The following is an 18,470-nucleotide window of genomic DNA, read 5'->3' as shown; positions in this document are numbered from 1 at the left end:
CCTGGCCCGGCACCAAAATAGCGCTGCGATTCGCGTCACGAATCAGGCCGCGCAGTACCAACAACTACGTCTACGGCGGCTACATTTTCAGCGCCACCCTGGATAACGGGCGAAGCTTCGAGGACATATCTCTCATCCAGCGCACCAACTTTGCGTAATCTCAGCCCCTGTCGCTCAGCGCGACAGGGGCTTTCTTTCTGACCGAAAGCACTATCTCAGCACGCTCCGCTAGAGAGCATCATCGACTTCGCACCCGCTTCAAGAACCCTAGAAACTAAAATTTAACAACACGTTTATATTGATTAAATGCGCCATTAGGGCGCTAAAACCCAGGGGAATCCTTAAAAATACAGGGGAAAATGCACTTCTTGGCTATTTTTAATAACTCATACGCCCTAATGTGTTACTAGCTCCCCGCTCACGCTACACACTCCTTCACCCTAGGAATCCCCGATGACCACCATTTCTGCCACAGACTTGCAAAAGGCTCTGCCTGGGCAGCCCCCGCCGTGCTGGCAACCACCGCCATCCCCGCCTATGCCGCCTCACAGTCCTACGTCTTCAATGCAACCTGGTACGTAGGCCGAAGTACACGTACAAAAACTGCAACAGCGGCTATGCAAGGATCTACAAAAATAGGGTCACCTCCTACTACAAGGAAGCACCGGGCACTAACGGGTTCACCATCGTCCCCGAGAACCCTGTAGCGCCGCAGACCACCGTGACGCTGTCTAATAATTTCCGTTTTCAGATTGCCTTTCTGCCGGAACTATCGACTACTTTACCAGTCAAAACGCTAACTGGGTGTACTCGGGGGTACAGCGTAATCAAACCATCAATGGGGGGTGGCCTTGGATATTTTTACTTTCACCTGGGCTAGTTCAATGACCGAGACAACCGCTTCTTTACAAACCATTGCTTGGCCTGGAAGTAACTTAGCCGTCACCTCCTATCTCACGGATTCTTGCATCCCTGTATCAACAGCTGCCCGCGACTATTACCATGCCCGCTACATGGGTACCTGGACGACAGATAACGGTGCTTCCGACACCTTTGACGGAGCATGGCAGTACACCCCGATAGATGAATATGATTAGAATTCTGGCCGATACTCATATCTAAGTATCTGTATTGTTCTGCCCCGGGCTAGTCGATAGCACGGCAGCCCGGCCAGGCACAAATCTAAGCCAGAGCCCTCCCGTATCAATTTACTGGACAGCTATGGCTCTATTCATGTGAGTTTTGTGCTACAGACGCGGAGGAGGAACAGGGATTTCTCGATAGACTAACAGGGTTTCACAAGCACAATACTTAGATATTAGAGGATACCTGTGTCTACTACACTCCCCGCCGCACACTCGTTAAGGGCACAGCCTGGGCAACCCCCGCAGTGGTTGCCACCTCCGTGATTCCCGCCTACGCAGCTTCTATCTGCGGTGACCTCCAGGCCATGATGCAGGGCGGCAGTACCTACTTCTTCTGGGGTGAAGCCGAAACTACTTCTGCCACAGGCGCTTACTGGGATTTGAACAGCACTCAGCTCGAGATTACAGGTCTCGCCCTCCAATGAGACCGTAACTTCTTCGGCTTTCACTATCTATGTCGAAGACTACAAGCAACCTGCTGCTGATGCTATGCCCACCGGCTACCACGATCCTACTGCATATACCACCAGTGTAAACTACACCCCCACAAATGGCTGGAACTATACTGCTACTGGTTCAACCAGTACCCAGAGTTTTACCTTTGATGAAGGTATCTATTCAGTACCTGTTTGGTCAGTTTCATTTTCTAACTCTACTGGCACAGGGGGCACATACACCACAACTTCAACCGGTTGCAAAAACTACATTTCTGGCAATATTTCGAGCTTTACCTACAGCTATAAGGGTTTTAGTGATCTAACGGAAGCTAAATCGCTGATGTAGCCTTGCTGAGATATAGCAGTAAGGCCCCCAACCTCAAGAGGTTGGGGGCCTTACTGCTAGTTAGAACAGACAGTTGCCTACTTGTTAGCGAAGATTTCGCGCATCAGGTTTGCAGCCTCGGAGGGGGTCTTACCGACCTTCACGCCTGCTGCTTCCAGAGCTTCCTTCTTCGCCTGAGCGGTACCGGAGGAACCGGAGACAATAGCGCCTGCATGGCCCATGGTCTTGCCCTCAGGAGCGGTGAAGCCTGCGATGTAACCAACGACGGGCTTGGTCACGTTCGCCTTGATGTACTCTGCAGCACGCTCCTCAGCATCACCACCGATCTCACCAATCATGACGATTGCTTCGGTCTCGGGGTCAGCTTCGAAAGCTTCCAGAGCGTCGATGTGGGTGGTGCCGATGATCGGGTCGCCACCAATACCGATAGCGGTGGTGAAACCAATGTCAGACAGTTCGTACATCAGCTGGTAGGTCAGGGTACCGGACTTGGAGACCAGACCAATCTTGCCCTTACCGGTGATGTTCGCCGGGATAATACCAACCAGGCACTCCTCAGGGGAGATGATGCCGGGGCAGTTGGGGCCGATGATGCGGGTGATCTGCTTGCCGTTCTCGTCCACGGATGCCTTAGCCGCTGCCCAGAACTCTGCAGAGTCCTGAACCGGAACGCCCTCGGTGATGACGACAACGAGACCAATCTTAGCCTCGATAGCCTCGAGAACTGCTGCCTTAGTGAAAGCCGGGGGAACGAAGACGATGGAGACGTTCGCGCCGGTCTTCTCAATAGCCTCAGCTACGGAACCGTACACATTCAGCTCAATATCGGAGCCATCCTTCGCCTTGTGGGTGACGGTGGTGCCAGCCTTGCGAGCGTTCACGCCGCCCACAATGTTGGTGCCTGCTGCGAGCATGCGTGCGGTGTGCTTGGTACCCTCGCCACCGGTGATGCCCTGAACGATGACCTTGGAGTCCTTGTTCACAAAGATAGACATATTACTTCCTTGAAATCCTTTGCTGGCGATTACGCCTTGTGAGCGAGCTCTGCTGCCTTGTCAGCGCCGGAGTCCATGGTCTCAGCCAGAACAACCAGCGGGTGGTTCGCCTCGGAGAGGATGCGGCGACCCTCAGCAACGTTGTTGCCGTCCAGGCGCACAACCAGGGGCTTGGTTGCTGCGTCGCCCAGAATCTCCAGAGCCTTCACAATGCCGTCTGCCACTGCGTCACATGCGGTGATGCCGCCGAAGACGTTCACGAAAACGCTCTTGACCTGCTCGTCGCCCAGAATGATTTCCAGGCCGGCAGCCATAACCTCAGCGGACGCGCCGCCACCAATATCAAGGAAGTTTGCGGGCTTGACGTTGCCGTGGTTCTCACCAGCGTATGCAACGACGTCCAGGGTGGACATAACCAGACCTGCACCGTTACCAACGATGCCGACCTCGCCGTCCAGCTTCACGTAGTTCAGGTCGAACTGCTTTGCCTTAGCTTCCAGCGGGTTCTCAGCGGACTTGTCCACGAGAGCCTCGTGCTCGGGCTGGCGGAATTCTGCGTTGTCGTCCAGGGAGACCTTGCCGTCCAGGGCGAGGATGGTACCCTCGGGGGTCAGAACGAGGGGGTTAACCTCAACCAGGGTTGCGTCTTCCTTGGTGTAGACTTCGCCCAGCTTGACGAGAACGGGAACAACCTTCTCCTGCAGTTCTGCGGAGAAACCTGCTGCCTTAGCAATTTCCTCAGCCTTAGCCTGGTCCAGGCCGACCAGCGGGTCAACCTCGATCTTTGCCAGTGCCTCGGGGCGCTCAGCAGCGAGCTGCTCAATTTCCATACCGCCTTCTACCGAGCACATTGCCAGGTAGGAGCGGTTTGCACGGTCCAGCAGGAGGGAGAAGTAGTATTCTTCGGCGATGTCTGCGCCGTCAGCGACCAGCACGCGGTGAACGGTGTGGCCCTTAATGTCCATGCCGAGAATTGCCTTAGCGTGCTCGTAAGCTTCTTCGGGGGACTTTGCGAGCTTAACGCCGCCAGCCTTACCGCGGCCGCCGGTCTTAACCTGAGCCTTAATGACGGTCAGGCCGCCAATTTCCTCAGCTGCTGCCTTTGCTTCTTCAGGGGTGGTCGCAACAATGCCCTTGAGCACGGGTACGCCGTGCTTTGCGAAGAGATCGCGCGCCTGGTATTCGAAAAGGTCCACAGGTGTCCTTCTTCTTCGAAGTGGTGCCGAGTACTGGTGCACTCGGCCTGGTCATTAGAGGAGGTTCCCCCGTGTGCCCGTTACGGTGCGATAGGGGTCTCTCGCACCCGGCGCACACGCATCATTGACGCGGGGAATTTCTCTCGTCTCTACTCTATCGGATTCGGCATGAGCTCGCACTCACGGAACCCCAAATCTGAGATTTTAGCGACTCAGCTCACAAATATTTTGGGTAGGTTTCACCCAAAGGTCACATACCGGAAGATACGCCCGTCTCCGGGCACCCTCATTCGCCGCGAAATACCGGCGAACACGCAACCTTTACCGCCCAGCGCCGAAGCATCCCCGCGCCCTTCTCCGCAGGCGGACAACACGCCCGACACGGCGCACAAAAGCGGGGCGGGCACCCTCAGATACCCGCCCCTCCACCGGCGTTGTCAGGTTCTCGCCCCTGACGCGTTAGCTCACTTTCTCCAGCGGCGCGTAACGCAGCAGCAGGCGCTTCTCCTCCGAGCCGAAGCGAACCTTCGCCACGGTCTTATCGCCGCTACCCTCAACAGCGAGTACGCGGCCCTCACCGAACTTGGTGTGGCGCACGGTATCGCCGACCGCCAGAGTCGGGATTTCCTTACTCTGGTGCACGCGGGAACGGTTCGTCACCTTCGAGGTGGCCGCCGCCAGCCCGTAGCTTGCCGAGCCGTTAATATCCGCGGTGGACGGCTCGGAGCGGCGTGCGGGGCGAGACTCGTAGGGGTCGTATGAGCCGCGCGAGCCACCGGAACTGTACCCGCTCGAGCCATAGCCGCCCGAGCTGTAACCACCCGAGTAGCCGCCGGAACCGTAGCCGGAACGGGAACCACCCGAATAGCCGCCACCGTACGAGTTGCCGTAGGAGCTGCCGCCATAGGAACTGCCGCGAGCGCCATACGCACCCATACCGGAGGCGCCAAAACCCGAGAAACCGGCGGTGCGTTTCCACTCGATGAGCTCCTCCGGAATTTCCTCTAGGAAGGGCGAGGGCGGGTTGAACTGGCTCTTACCCCACATGGTGCGGGTTTCCGAGCGGGTCAGGTACAGGCGCTCCATGGCGCGGGTCAGACCCACGTACGCCAGGCGGCGTTCCTCGCTCATTTCCTTCTCATCGGTCAGGGCACGCTGATGCGGGAACAGGCCGTGCTCCATGCCGGTCAGGAACACCACGGGGAACTCCAGACCCTTGGCGGTGTGCAGGGTCATGAGGGTGACCATGCCCTGTGCCTTCGCCTCGGCGGCTTCGGCGGCAATCTGTGCGGCGGAGGCGTTCTCGCCCTCCGCACTGGCGGGGCGGTTCGGGATTGAGTCGGCATCAGCGACCAGAGCCACGTGTTCGAGGAACTGCTCCAGGTCGGCGCCGGGGTTCTCGGTCTCGAACTCGACCATGGCGTCAAGTAGCTCGGAGAGGTTCTCCACGCGCGATTCGTCCTGAATATCCTTGGAGGCGCGCAGAGCCGCCAGGTACCCGGTCTGCTCCAGGACCGCTTCCAGGCAGGTTGCGGCGGGTTCGGTGCGGGCAATCTGCGCCAGGTCGTCCATGAGGCGCACAAACTCGGCGTACTTCTTGACCGCGGCGGCGCCCAGGCCGGGGATGTCGGCTGCCTGGCGTGCGGCGGCGTAGAAGGAGATGCGGTTCGCACTCGCGTACTCCGCCACCACGGACTCAGATTTGGCACCGATACCGCGCTTGGGTTCGTTGAGGATGCGGCGCACGTTCACGTCGTCATCGGGGTTGCTCAGGGCGCGCAGGTACGCCAGGGCGTCCTTGATTTCCTTACGCTCGTAGAAGCGGGTGCCACCGACCACGCGGTAGGGCAGGCCGGCACGCATGAGCATGTCCTCGAGGGTTCGGGACTGCGCGTTGGTGCGGTAGAAGATTGCGACGTCACCGGGCTGCACGCCGTGCTCATCGGCAAGGCGGTCAATTTCGCGGGTGATGTAGCGTGCCTCGGCGTGCTCAGACTCGGCGACGTAACCGATGATTTTCGCGCCCGCGCCGGAGGCGGTCCACAGCTTCTTGGGGCGACGGTCGGAGTTGCGTTCAATGACCGCGTTCGCCGCGGAGAGGATGTTCTGCGTGGAACGGTAGTTCTGCTCCAGCAGAATCGTGTGGGCGTTCGGGTAGTCCTTCTCGAAGTCCGTAATATTGCGGATATCAGCGCCGCGGAAGGCGTAGATGGACTGGTCGGAGTCACCCACCACGGTCAGCTCGGCAGGGGGCACGGCGTCCGGGTAGGGGCCGCGGTCAGCCGGGGCCTTCGTGTGGGCGCCGACCAGTTCACGCACGAGCTGGTACTGGGCGTGGTTGGTGTCCTGGTACTCGTCCACGAGGATGTGGCGGAACTTACGGCGGTAGTAGTTCGCGATTTCGGGGAACTTCTTGAGCAAGAAGACGGTGCGGCCAATCAGATCGTCAAAGTCGAGGGAGTTGGCGGCGCGCAGACGCTGCGTGTAAACGGTGTAAATCTGCGAGATAGTCTTCTCGTACGGGTTATCGATCGCCACGCGGGATGCGTACGCTTCGGCGCTGACCAGCTCGTTCTTCAGCGCAGAAATGCGGTTACCCACTGCCTTGGCGGTGAACTTTTTGGTGTCTAGGTTGAGCTCTTTAATGATGAGGCTCAGCAGGCGCTGCGAATCGGTCGAATCGTAGATGGTGAAGGTGGACTTCAAGCCCAGGGCGGCGGCCTCACGGCGCAGCACACGCACGCAGAAGCTGTGGAAAGTCGAGATCCACATGTGCTTGGCGCGCGGGCCAACCAGTGCCTCAATACGTTCACGCATTTCGGCGGCAGCCTTGTTGGTGAAGGTGATGGCGAGAATCTGGCCGGGGGTCGCGCGGTGGGTTGCGAGCAGGTAGGCGATACGGTGGGTGAGCACGCGGGTCTTGCCGGAGCCAGCGCCCGCGACAATGAGCAGGGGCGAGCCGGAGTGCAGCACGGCTTCTTCCTGGCGTTCGTTGAGCCCGGCGGTGAGGGAGGAGGGGTCCACCGCATTGAGGCTGTAGGTGCGTTCGCCGTAGGGATCGGCGGGGTCGAAGTCCTCGCCGTAGCCGCCGACGCGGTAGGCGGGCGGCATAAAGTCGCCGAGCGGGTCTGCGGCGGTAAAGGCTACGGGTGCGCCGGGTTCAGGAACGGGCGCACTGGTAGCAGAGGCGCTGGTAGCAGGGGTACCGTAGGCGGGCATGCCGGTAGGCAGGGCGGCGGGTACGTCCTGTGCAGGCGCCTCCATCACCGGAGCATCCATCACTGCGGCGTCCATGGGAGGGGCGTAGTAGTCGTCCTCGGCAGGGGGTACGTCGTAGTAGGGGTCGAAGGGCGGCTCATCATCTGCTACCGGTACTGCGGGGGTGACGAGTTCGGCGGCGAACAGGCCGTCCTGTTCGATGAAGGGCTGCTTCTGCTGTTCGGGCTTGTCACTCATCATCTACCTCGCTGCCTAGAATACACGTTCGATATTCCATGCTACCGCATTTACTCCGCGGCTCCCACCCGTTCAGTCAATCAGCCTCACAACCTAAATCGGCAACGGCACCCCGGTGGCACAGAATAGTCATGCTAGGATGACCGCATGACCCAGACCTTATCTCCGAGCCTCTCAATAGCCCTATGGTGCAATGGCTCAGCCGACGAAGCGGCACAGTTCTATACCAGGGTTTTTCGCGATGCTTCCATCATGGAACAGATGCCCGGACTCACGACTCTAAGCATCCACGGCTTCCAGCTCTCGCTCATTAACGGTGATGACCGGTACGTCCCGAACCAGTCCATCAGTTGCATCCTAAACTTTGACCCGCTCCTCTTCGGTGGTGAGGCGCAAGCGCGAGCATACCTCGATGAACTCTACGAAGAGCTAAGTACCGGCGGTGTGCTGATGGAACTGGGTGAGTATCCTTTCTCCCCACGCTACGCCTGGGTGCGTGATCGTTTCGGTATGACCTGGCAGCTGATGCTTACCAATCCTGCAGGCGACCCGCGACCCTTCGTCGTGCCTTCTTTCATGTTTGGCGGCACGAATCACGGCAATGCAGAAGAAGCCACCAACGGCTGGATTTCCATGTTTGATGATGCCCGCTGCGGCACCCTGTACCACTATCCGGAAGGTAGCCCCTTTGAGGCAGATGCGGTCATGTTTACCGACTTCAACCTGCACGGCACCTGGATGGCGGCTGCTGATTCCGGCACTTTCCACGATTTCACATTCACGCCGGGGGTTTCGGTAGTTCTTTCGTGCCGTACTCAGGAGGAGGTTGATTACTATTGGGAGCAGCTCTCGGCTATACCTGAGGCGGAGCGTTGCGGCTGGTGTGTAGATCGCTGGGGTATTTCTTGGCAGGTGTCCCGCATAATATTGCTGAGCTGATGACGGATAAGGCCGCTCGCGAGAAGATCCTGCTGATGGGCAAGATTGACCTGTCTCAGCTATAACAACGTGTTTTCTTGAGTACTCGTTACGTGCAGAAACAGAGAAACCGCCCGCGCCTACTAATGCAAGCGACGAGCGGTTTCTCGTACCGGCGTGAATGCCGGTTCTGTGTGCCCCCGAGACGATTCGAACGTCCGACACCTTCTTTAGGAGAGAAGTGCTCTATCCCCTGAGCTACGAGGGCGTACCTATCCAGTATAAAGCACTCCGCACCGCAGGTCAGCACAGCCCTTGTCCACCGCCCTGTGTTCACCGCCCGAAGACACCCGCACCCGGCGGCAGAACCGCTCCTACAATATACGAATGAGCATCTACATTGACCCACCCACCTGGCCCGCGCACGGCACCGTCTTCTCACACCTCATCTCCGATGTGTCCCTGGCGGAACTGCACGAGTTCGCCGCAGCGGCGGGCATCAGTGAGCGTGCCTTCGACCGCGACCACTATGATGTTCCGGCGCACCTCTACGATGAGCTGGTTCGGGCGGGCGCAAAGGAGCTCAGCGGTGCACAGCTGACTCGCACGCTCATTGCCAGCGGTCTACGGATTCCCCTGAAGGAACGCCCGGAAAAGATTCGCCCGCGTCTGCTTCGCGCCTGGGAGGCGGCGTTTGCGCCCCGCCTTAATACACCCCGCCTCAAGCATGTGGAGGCCCCTGCCGTGAACCAAGCTCAACTCACGGCGCAGGTGGCGGAACTGGGTGAGAGCCTGCTGCAGGCGTGGGAGCAACCGCACCGCGCCTACCACCACAGCGGGCACCTTTCGCAGATGCTCACCGACCTGGACCACCTCTACGCACATCGCGCGCAGGCAGGTTCTACTCCCCTGGCGTTGATTCTGGCGGCGTGGTTCCACGACGCGGTCTATGAGGGCGCACCGGATAAGGATGAGCGCCGCAGCGAGCAGCTGGCGAGCGCCTCCCTGGCACCACTGGTCACCGCGGGTCTACTTACCGGACACGAGCTGCAGATGGTGAGCCTTCTGGTGCGTGCCACGGCAACCCACGAGCCTCCCGAGTCTACCGACCTACCGGCGGGCTATGAACCGGCAGATATTCAGTTTTTCCTCGATGCCGATATGTCTATCCTGGCGGCTGATTCGGCACGCTATCGTCGCTACCTGCGCGGGGTGCGTAGCGAGTACTCCCATTTTGACGATGAGGCGTTCCGTACCGGTCGTACGAACTTCCTGCGTTCCATCCTGGGTCGCAAGCGCATCTTTCTCTCCGAAGAGGCTCTGCAGCTCTGGGAGGAGCCCGCACAGGCTAATCTGCATGCTGAGCTCAGCGAGTGGGGGCTGGACCCGCAGAGGCTTCTGCAGGCTCTGGCGTCCTAGCCGCATACGCCTCAACGCATACCGCCGAGAATGCGCCCACATTAAGGTGCATTCTCGGCGGTATTTTCTTGGAATCTCTCAGGTACGCAAATCTCGGGTACGCAAAAGGCGCCCACCCCGTGCGAGGTAGACGCCTTTTTGAAGTATGTTGGGCTAGATCCAGCTCTTATGCGCTAAGACTTAGAGAGCGGTGTAGTAGCCGTCAACGGACATCCAGGAGGTGGGGTGCACCAGGGTACCGTTGGTGGGGTTTAGAGCGGAGATCATCTTGCCGTTGCCCAGGTAGATACCAACGTGGCTGTAGCCGTTCTGGAAGACGATGTCGCCGGGCTGGGGGTTAGCGGTCGGGCGCAGCTCGTTCTTCATTGCGTAGGTGAAAGCGGTCAGCTTGATGCCGTGCTGAGCAAAAACCCAAGAGGTGAAGCCGGAGCAGTCCCATGCACCGAAGGTCTTGCCGCCCCAAACGTATGCACCGCCCAGGCCGCTCATTGCGGTTGCAACGATTGCGTCGCGGGATGCGTTACCGGTGGAAGCTGCGGGTGCCGGAGCTGCAACGGGTGCAACGTAAGCCTGCTGGGTCTCAGCCTGGGGTGCTACGTAGGTGGTCTCAACTGCGGGTGCCGTGGTTGCTGCGGGAGCAACGTAGGTGGTTGCGGGGGTGTTGTAGCTGGTGTAGTCGAATTCGTAGTTGGTGTAATCGTAGGACAGATCAGCTGCAGCGGGGATCTGTGCGAATGCGTTCGCGGGAACGGTCGAACCGAGCAGGAGTGCGCCTGCTGCGATGGTTGCACCTGCGGTACGTACGATCTTGTTAGCCATTGGTAATTCCTCCATTGCCTGACGAGGTAAGCTGTCGGACTCGAGCATGGATTCGCTCGGCCACCGAAGTGGCTTAGCCCCGAGGCTTCTCGATTGAGAAGCCGTATCCCAGCTTGGGGATTGGGTCCCCCGCTTCTGCCATATTGGGTAGACGTTACATCGAAGCGTTGGCAGAACTCAGCGGAACCACTTCGACGGTGCCCTCTTACGATTAGGATTTTGGCACAAATCGAGAATACACAGAAAACTCCCAGTTGTCACCTCATTCAGACTTAAATTTTGAGCTTTCATCCCCGGTGGAACGGAGCGAGTTTGGACGACCAGAACCCCGTTTATTTGCGGGCACTTAAGCAACTTAAGGCGTTTGACTAGGCGTTTCACAAGGATACACATTCGCTTTTAATGCACTACCGCCCCTTGAAGACATGATTCAAAACTCTTAAAAATGAGCCTCGTCTCTTAAGGTTTTGCCCCTATCACTCGCCCAGAAGCCGGCGTGTCTCTCAATTTCAACCTCAGATTTAAGCGAAAAACACGAAAAATGCACTCAAGCGCAGTTGCCAAAAAGTTAAGAGAGGAGTATATACTCGCTCACGTGAGGGTAGTCTGAACTACTGATATACGTCGCTTAGTCCACCTTTTGTAACCCGAATACGCCGCGTTCCTCCGCTTTTGCCCGGTTCTTCCCTTATATACGGCGTTTTGCGCCGATTATTGAGCTAAATCGTCCACTATCTAAGACAGCGCCGGATCCCGGGGAATCAACAGCACAAAAAACGGTGGTACCGCCTCCTCAAGTAAGAAGGCGGTACCACCGTTTAAAGCGTGAAGCGGGTTAGTAGACTCTCAAAACTGGAACTTAGAGGCTGCCACCGCGCTTGACCACAATTGCGTTTGCTACGTCCATATCCAGGGAGAGGGTGTCCTCTTCACCGTCGGCGTGAACAATCACGTCATCATTCTGGCCGGCAACCACGGACACCGAAGCGCCGTAGACAATACCTACGTCAGCCAGCAACTTCAGCAGCTCAACGTCAGTCTGAATGGACTCGGGGAAGCGAGAAATGGTGAAACGATCCTCGGGACCGGAGTCGCGTGCAGCCAGGGACATGGGCACGGTGCGCTCGTCATTCTTCTCGCTAGTGTGTCCCAGATCCTCCAGGCCGGGGATAGCGTTGCCGTACGGGGAGAACTTGGGGTCCTTGAGCATCTCCAGGATGCGCTTCTCCACCTTGTCACTCATGACGTGCTCCCAGCGGCATGCCTCTTCGTGCACGTACTCAAGTTCCAGACCAATAATGTCGGAGAGCAGGCGCTCAGCCAGGCGGTGCTTACGCATCACCTCGACCGCCTTGTGGCGGCCTTCCTCGGTCAGTTCGAGGTGGCGATCCGGCTCAACGGTGAGTAGGCCGTGCTTCTCCATGCGTGCCACGGTCTGGGAAACGGTCGGGCCGGAATGCTCGAGTCGTTCAGCGATGCGCGCACGCATGGGGACGATGCCCTCTTCCTCCAGTTCGAGGATGGTGCGCAAATACATCTCTGTGGTATCGATGAGGTCTGTCATATATCTCTCCCAGCTATCACCGCAACAGTGCTTAGATAGCACTGCCTAAGTCGTTACTTACTCAATAATCTATTATGTACTTTTTCAGCGGCTTTTGCCACGGCTTAAGTCATTGAGTCGCCCAACAATAACCGTTGGACGACTCAATACAACACCTTATATATACATTTTGCTAACCCGCCCCTTATTAAGAGGAGTAGACGGTAGGCTTACTCTGCGGACTCAGCCTCAGCGGTTTCTTCCACGGCAGATTCGTTCTCTTCCGCTTTGTTCCCTGCAAGCTCAGCAGATTCCTCTGCCTCAGCGGTTTCAGCAGACTCTGCGTTCTCCTGCGCGGCGTTCTCCTCCAGATCTTCGGGGCGAACGCGGTCAGCCCACGGCACCCAATCCGGCGCAATCAGTGCATCGTCGCCGGGTAGCAGGCCCACCTCGCAGATCGTTGCCACGCGGGAGCGAGGCGCACGCGAGAGGGTCGCAAACCAGAACCAGCCGCGGTAACCGGGCAGGCTACACTCAAACAGGTGAGTGCTCAGACGCTCTTCCTCGGCGCGCACATGGTGAACCAGACCGATAGCGTGTGCCGGGGCGATCTCTCGCACACCCTGCAACGCTACGTCCTTAGCGGCGGCAAGAATCTCATCCACTTTGGAGGTGCGGCGCAGCTTGTGCGGGACACCCAGGGAGGGGGCACCTACCTCTTCATCCAGCGGGGTGAAGGGGTCGGGGGTGGAGTCTTCGTTCTGTTCAGTTTCTTCGGCAGCGGATTCCTCCGAGATAGATTCTTCAGCAGGTGCCTCAGCCATCTCAGGTTCCTCAGCGTTCACGGAGGGCTGAGTCTCAGCAGGTACAGCGCTACCCTCGTCAGCGCTCTCAGGCGCGGCAGAAGGCACAACGGACTCTGCGGGCGCGTCAGTAGCGGGCGTAGTTTCGGGGAGCAGTTCAATAACCTGTTCAGACATACCCCTATTAAAGCATCTCGCGTGCGCAAACAGTGCGGCCGCTCCCCCAAGCTTCACATACGCTGTGAATTTGGGTCTCAAACCGCTAAATCTGGGGCTTCGCCCACGAACAGCTGTGTGTGAGCTGATACCGTTAAATCCATGAGTAATGAACCCGCACAGGATAAGCACAACACTGCAGAGCAGATCCCTGCACCCCTGCCCTACGCCGGAGCCATCCGCTGGCTCGGTGCAGGCGGCGCGATTCTCGCCCTGCTCTGTCTGCTCACCGGAGTTGCCATGCTCGTGATGAAGTGGGTTGGGGCAGCGCCGCCCGCCCTCATGAGCCAGATTCCGCTGGTCCTCCTCCCCGTCGCCTTTATTACACTCATGGCCGCACTCATCCTGTCGGTCATGCGCCGCAACAGGGCATAAAGATTTGGGCCGCAAGCTCACACACATCATTCACTTATCAAGTACAGCCTGCCATTCAGAGAGAAAGATAGAGTATGTCTGCTGAAGCAAAACTCCTAGTCGTCGATGACGAGTTCAACATTCTTGAATTGCTCGCCACCTCCCTGCGTTTCGCCGGTTTTGAAGTAGTTACCGCCGGCAACGGCCGCGAAGCCCTCGAAAAGGCGCACGCCGAAAAACCCGACCTCATTGTCCTGGACGTCATGATGCCCGGCATGGACGGCTTCGAGGTGACCCGCCGCCTGCGCGAAAACGGCACCACCACCCCCGTGCTCTTCCTGACCGCAAAGGACGCCACCGAGGACAAGGTGACCGGTCTGGGTGCCGGCGGCGACGACTACGTCACCAAGCCCTTCTCCCTCGACGAGGTAATCGCCCGCATCCGCGCCATTCTGCGCCGTAGCCGCAGCGTCCAGGAGGAGGACGACGCCGTATTGCGCGTTGACGCCCTCACCCTGAACGTGGACACCCACGAAGTGTTCCTCGGTGACGAAGAGATTGACCTCTCCCCCACCGAGTTCAACCTGCTGCACTACCTGATGCTCAACGCCAACCGCGTGCTGTCCAAGGCGCAGATTCTCGACCACGTGTGGGAGTACGACTTCAACGGCGACTCCTCCATTGTCGAGTCCTACATTTCGTACCTGCGCCGCAAGATCGACAATAACCGCGAAAACCACGAGCCGCTCATCCACACCAAGCGCGGTGTGGGCTACATGATTCGCGGTTCTCGAGGCTAACGTGGCGCTCAAACCCCTCGACCGGATCCCCCAGTCTCTCTCCCTTCGCACCCAGCTGGTGCTCATCACCTCCATGCTCATCGCCCTCTCCATTGCGGTAACGAGCCTGGTGGCGATTTCCGCACTGCGCGCCCAGATGGTGCACCAACTAGACGAAGAGATGAAGAACAGCGCCCCCTCACTCGTGCAGCTGGCGACCGTGCGCCCCTCCGGCAATCAGGAACAATCCCTGAGCACCTACCGCCTGTACCTGCTCGATAAGGACGGCAACGTACTGTACTCGCTCGAGTCCGAGGACAGCGGTCAGTTCAGCGAGCCGGTGCTGCAGGGCTGGACCGAAGAGAAGGTTCGCAAGCAAAACGAGGAGGCGGTCACCGTCAACTCGGTGGGAAGCTCCTCCGATTGGCGTGTGCTCGCCGTGCCCATTGAAGCCAACGACTCTTCAGGATTGCCGGAGGCGGCCTCCCTCATCATTGCCATGCCGCTGAAACAAACGAACCAGGTGGTCGCCCTCGTGGGTGTGCTGACCTTCGCGTTTGGCTTGGCGACTCTCGCCTCCGCAATTGCGATGACCTGGGTGATTGTGACCCGCACCTTCGAGCCGCTAGCTCGCGTGGAGCAGACCGCCGCCAAGATCGCTGCCGGTGACCTCTCTCAACGTATTGAGGACTACAACCCCAGCAACGAGATCGGTAACCTCGCGGTTTCGCTGAACACGATGCTCACCCAGATTGAAATGCTCTTCAAAGCCCGCGAGAAGAGCGAGGCGAAAATGCGCCGCTTCGTGGGTGACGCTTCGCATGAGCTACGCACCCCGCTGGTCAGTATTCGAGGCTACTCGGAGCTGTACCGTCAGGGCGCGCTACCGACCGATGAGGCCGTCGCTACCGCGATGAGCCGCATCGAATCGGAGTCCAAGCGTATGGGTCAGCTCGTGGAAGACCTGCTGACCCTGGCGCGTATTGATGAGCGCCGCGAATCCAAGCTGGCGCCCTTCGACCTGTTCAACCTGGCGGTGGACGCTACGAACGACGCCTACGCTACGGCACCCGATCGTGCGGTGTCCCTGGTGGGTCTGAACGAAGAGGTCGCGCCGACCTCCGCGACCGTGCTCGGCGACGAATCACGTCTGCGTCAGGTTGTGGCGAACCTGCTGACCAACGCCATGCGCTACACCCCCGACGGCTCTCCCCTGGAGATTGCGGTGGGCGTACGCGAAGAGGTTCACGGCTTCCCGCTGTCCGTGCTGGAGGTGCGCGACCACGGCCCCGGTATTCACGGCGAAGACCGCGAGCGCGTCTTCGAGCGTTTCTACCGCACCGATGCTTCACGTTCGCGTGAGACCGGTGGTACGGGTCTGGGTCTGTCCATTGTGGCTGCGATTGTCGAGCAGCACGAGGGTAGGATTCACATTGAAGAGACCGATGGTGGCGGCGCTACCTTCGTGATTTCTTTGCCGTTCTATCCGCCGCCCGTCTCGGATGATTAGCTGATGAAATAGCACTGATACATAAACCCCCGGATTGTGGAACTTGAGTGTTCTACGGTTCGGGGGTTTTGCTGTGCCCCGGAGGCGGGACTATGGCTCGCGGCGGCGCGAGTAAAGAGAGCGCGAGTTAGGAGAAGCTGCGCGGCTCAAGAACAGCGGGGGTGGGCAACCTAGCGCGCGTCATGGCGGCGTCATTTTCGGGAGGGTTTTCGATTTTTTCGAGATGCTGGAGTGAATCTGGCGGGTTTATCCACAGATTTATTTAATAATCACTTTTCAGCTCATTTGATACATTTTGAAAGATATAGTGATAACAAGCTTCCGGTCAGGAACTCAACCCTTCCAGAGATCCACACCCCAAGCGCCACAACGGGGCAGCCACCCCACCCCACCTAATCTCAAAGGAGAAAAACCATGGCACAGTTCAATGTCGATTCCGAAGTCATCGCAGCCAAGAGCGCACAGGCACGATCCTACGTCGCATCCATCACCGCAGACGTCAACGGTATGACCGCATCCCTGCACGATTTGCAGAGCTCCTGGACCGGCTCCGCATCCGCCAACTTCCAGGGCGTACTGGACCAGTGGCACGCAACCCAGCGCCAGGTCGAAGCATCCATCACCCAGATCAACGAGGCACTCACCCGTGCAGGCGTAAACTACGCAGACACCGAGCAGGCTAACGCCTCCATGTTCGTCGGCTAAGGGGTCAGGGCTACAGGTTCTAAGGCCCACCCGCAGGCAGACGGCAGACCGGGCAGCTAAAAGGTCCCGACCGCACTGCACACCGCCTGCCAGATTCGCCAGAAGGCGGCGAACATCTATTGAGAAAAACCCCGCCGCATCCTCGCAATTTGAGGATGCGGCGGGGTTTTATTGTACGGAAATTTTGAGAGCTCAGAAGCCCGTGAACCAGGCGATTGAACCTTTTATGCGGCGGGGGTCTCCTGACGGAAACGCAGACGCCACAGGCCGCGCTCAGCGTCGTAATGCCAGATGCTCGAACGGCTCACGCGACCGCGCGCGGTGGCAACCGCCGCCATAACCAGCACGCTGGAAGAATCCAGCACCTGCACACCCTGCTTGAGCGGGGCACCCTGCTGGGTGAAGGCGCGTTCACGGTACTGCAGCACCGAGGAGCGGGACACCGACTTGCCGGTGGCGGTCACCCACACCAGACGCTCGTGCAGCATGGACTCCAGCTGCGCCGCCTCCATGACGGAGCCGCGGCTCTCGAGTAGTTGTTCTGCGGCGGCGGCTTCCTCAGGGTTCAGGACAACGGGGTTCGGGGCAGGCGCGGCGGGAGCAACGGGCGCAGGCACAGAAGGCTGAGTATGCGCAACAGACTGGACAGGCGCACCAGGCTGAGCGGGCTCTACGGTCTGTGCGGGCGCCGCGGCAGGCTCTAGAGCGGGCTCTACCGCCTGCTCTTCTGCATGTTCTTCCGTCTCGCCCAGAAGTTCCGCCGGGTCAACATCGTTCGGGTCCAGGCCCGCGAACTCTTCCAGACCGGTCAGGTCATCCTCTTCTTCCGCCTGCGCGGCTCTGGATGCCTGCTGAGCGGTTTCCTGCTGGCGCGCCAGTGCCTTTGCGTCACGCTCGGCGGCGCGCTCTGCCGCGAGCGCCAGCTGTTCCTTGCGGGTGCGGACCACCTCCGGATCGGGGGCATTCACCGCGGAGGCGGGGCGCAGCAGACCGGACAGGCGCAGGCTCTCCACGCCTCGCTGGGCGTTCTCAATCTCGGCTGCGGTGAATTCCTGCACGGGCAGGTGGGCGTCCGCGGAAGACTCGGAGGGCGCCAGCTTAGAGAGGGCAACGTCAGAGAGTGCAGGTTCTGCGGACGGAGCGTTCACAATCGGCACTTCAACAGCCGGAGCCTCCACAGGCTCAGCCGCAGTAGCAGGTTCAGCAGCCGCACCGAAGCCGGGGCCGTGCGCAGGTTCGCGGCCCTCCTGATAGGCGCGCGCAGCACCATTCGCCAGGGAATCCGCCTTCTCGTTGAGCTCGTGACCCGCGTGGCCCTTCACCCAAATAAACTCGTAGTCGCGGCCAGTCAGCGCCTGATCCAGCGCTTCCAGAAGATCGCGGTTGAGCACGGGCTTGCCGTCAGACTTCTTCCAGCCCTTCTTCTTCCAGCCGGACATCCACTTGGTCAGCGAGTTAATGACGTACTGGCTATCGCAGTACACGCGCAGCTTCGCCTCCGGGCGGGATGCGGTCGCCTCGAACAGGTCCAGGACAGCTTTGAGCTCACCCATGTTATTGGTGCCGTGCGCCCAGCCGCCGCTCGCCCAGTGGTCATCGTCGATATACCATGCCCAGCCCGCCGGTCCGGGGTTGCCCAGCGCCGAGCCGTCTGCGGCGGCAATGATTTCTTGCGTGCTGTTCACGGTACCTTCTTTCTGTACCGCCGCTCTATTGTGCGGGCGGCTGTCCGTAATGATGTCTGTGATGACTTTACCGCACCGGCGGCGAGGGTGCGTAGCGCATGGTCGCCGCTGTGGACAACCTCAAGTAGCCTCGCAACGCAAATT

The 18,470-nt window shown here is 59.2% G+C and carries 14 protein-coding genes, 1 tRNA gene and 1 riboswitch; of the genes, 7 read left to right on the top strand and 8 right to left on the bottom strand.

Annotation, left to right across the window (positions count from 1 at the left end):
• Positions 1–884 precede the first annotated feature (884 nt).
• On the top strand, positions 885–1,097 hold the full coding sequence (locus HMPREF2779_RS08920; protein WP_158676570.1) for a hypothetical protein: 213 nt from the start codon (positions 885–887) through the stop codon (positions 1,095–1,097).
• A 908-nt stretch (positions 1,098–2,005) separates the two neighbouring features.
• Here HMPREF2779_RS08920 and sucD read toward each other — a convergent pair.
• The 3 genes from sucD to HMPREF2779_RS01245 all read right to left on the bottom strand — a co-directional run bounded on the left by sucD (position 2,006) and on the right by HMPREF2779_RS01245 (position 7,578).
• Positions 2,006–2,923: a succinate--CoA ligase subunit alpha gene (gene sucD, locus HMPREF2779_RS01255; RefSeq protein ID WP_070686056.1), complete on the bottom strand. Its 918-nt coding sequence runs from the start codon at positions 2,921–2,923 to the stop codon at positions 2,006–2,008.
• A 29-nt stretch (positions 2,924–2,952) separates the two neighbouring features.
• Complete coding sequence (gene sucC / locus HMPREF2779_RS01250; RefSeq protein WP_105360621.1) at positions 2,953–4,119, bottom strand: ADP-forming succinate--CoA ligase subunit beta; 1,167 nt, start codon at positions 4,117–4,119, stop codon at positions 2,953–2,955.
• A 459-nt stretch (positions 4,120–4,578) separates the two neighbouring features.
• Complete coding sequence (locus HMPREF2779_RS01245; RefSeq protein ID WP_105360620.1) at positions 4,579–7,578, bottom strand: UvrD-helicase domain-containing protein; 3,000 nt, start codon at positions 7,576–7,578, stop codon at positions 4,579–4,581.
• Between the two features lie 144 nt (positions 7,579–7,722).
• Between HMPREF2779_RS01245 and HMPREF2779_RS01240 the strand changes: the two genes are divergently transcribed.
• Entirely contained in the window at positions 7,723–8,514 is a 792-nt protein-coding gene (locus HMPREF2779_RS01240; RefSeq protein ID WP_233992176.1) for a VOC family protein, read from the top strand.
• A gap of 174 nt (positions 8,515–8,688) precedes the next feature.
• Here the strand turns inward: HMPREF2779_RS01240 and HMPREF2779_RS01235 are convergent.
• A tRNA-Arg gene (locus HMPREF2779_RS01235) sits at positions 8,689–8,761 on the bottom strand.
• A 119-nt stretch (positions 8,762–8,880) separates the two neighbouring features.
• Between HMPREF2779_RS01235 and HMPREF2779_RS01230 the strand changes: the two genes are divergently transcribed.
• Positions 8,881–9,912: a DUF4031 domain-containing protein gene (locus HMPREF2779_RS01230; RefSeq protein WP_105360619.1), complete on the top strand. Its 1,032-nt coding sequence runs from the start codon at positions 8,881–8,883 to the stop codon at positions 9,910–9,912.
• Positions 9,913–10,092: 180 nt separating this feature from the next.
• On the opposite strand, the gene HMPREF2779_RS01225 is transcribed toward HMPREF2779_RS01230, so the two are convergent.
• The 3 genes from HMPREF2779_RS01225 to HMPREF2779_RS01215 all read right to left on the bottom strand — a co-directional run bounded on the left by HMPREF2779_RS01225 (position 10,093) and on the right by HMPREF2779_RS01215 (position 13,254).
• A complete protein-coding gene (locus HMPREF2779_RS01225; RefSeq protein ID WP_070686039.1) occupies positions 10,093–10,731 on the bottom strand; it encodes a C40 family peptidase in 639 nt (212 codons plus the stop codon).
• Positions 10,732–10,891, bottom strand: a riboswitch (cyclic di-AMP (ydaO/yuaA leader).
• A 699-nt stretch (positions 10,892–11,590) separates the two neighbouring features.
• Positions 11,591–12,295 (bottom strand): metal-dependent transcriptional regulator, encoded by a 705-nt coding sequence (locus tag HMPREF2779_RS01220; protein WP_070686037.1) that lies wholly within the window; start codon positions 12,293–12,295, stop codon positions 11,591–11,593.
• Positions 12,296–12,504: 209 nt separating this feature from the next.
• Entirely contained in the window at positions 12,505–13,254 is a 750-nt protein-coding gene (locus tag HMPREF2779_RS01215; protein WP_105360618.1) for a DUF3027 domain-containing protein, read from the bottom strand.
• A gap of 141 nt (positions 13,255–13,395) precedes the next feature.
• On the opposite strand from HMPREF2779_RS01215, the gene HMPREF2779_RS01210 reads away from it, so the two are divergent.
• The 4 genes from HMPREF2779_RS01210 to HMPREF2779_RS01195 all read left to right on the top strand — a co-directional run bounded on the left by HMPREF2779_RS01210 (position 13,396) and on the right by HMPREF2779_RS01195 (position 16,641).
• Positions 13,396–13,668, top strand: a complete 273-nt coding sequence (locus HMPREF2779_RS01210) for a hypothetical protein (protein ID WP_070686034.1) — start codon at positions 13,396–13,398, stop codon at positions 13,666–13,668.
• 74 nt (positions 13,669–13,742) lie between these two features.
• Positions 13,743–14,447: a response regulator transcription factor gene (locus HMPREF2779_RS01205; protein WP_070686033.1), complete on the top strand. Its 705-nt coding sequence runs from the start codon at positions 13,743–13,745 to the stop codon at positions 14,445–14,447.
• 1 nt (position 14,448) lies between these two features.
• The gene (locus tag HMPREF2779_RS01200) at positions 14,449–15,936 is read left to right on the top strand and encodes a sensor histidine kinase (protein ID WP_070686031.1); all 1,488 of its coding nucleotides are present in this window, start codon (positions 14,449–14,451) and stop codon (positions 15,934–15,936) included.
• Positions 15,937–16,350: 414 nt separating this feature from the next.
• On the top strand, positions 16,351–16,641 hold the full coding sequence (locus HMPREF2779_RS01195) for a WXG100 family type VII secretion target (protein ID WP_005504526.1): 291 nt from the start codon (positions 16,351–16,353) through the stop codon (positions 16,639–16,641).
• A 224-nt stretch (positions 16,642–16,865) separates the two neighbouring features.
• Here the strand turns inward: HMPREF2779_RS01195 and HMPREF2779_RS09320 are convergent, their stop codons facing one another.
• On the bottom strand, positions 16,866–18,326 hold the full coding sequence (locus tag HMPREF2779_RS09320; protein WP_070686029.1) for an RNase H family protein: 1,461 nt from the start codon (positions 18,324–18,326) through the stop codon (positions 16,866–16,868).
• Positions 18,327–18,470: the final 144 nt, after the last annotated feature.

Origin of the sequence: Rothia sp. HMSC069C03 (genome assembly GCF_001811075.1) — a bacterium.
Lineage (GTDB): Bacteria > Actinomycetota > Actinomycetes > Actinomycetales > Micrococcaceae > Rothia > Rothia mucilaginosa.
Note: the sequence above shows the minus strand (reverse complement) of the source record. Positions and strands in the feature narration are given on the sequence as shown.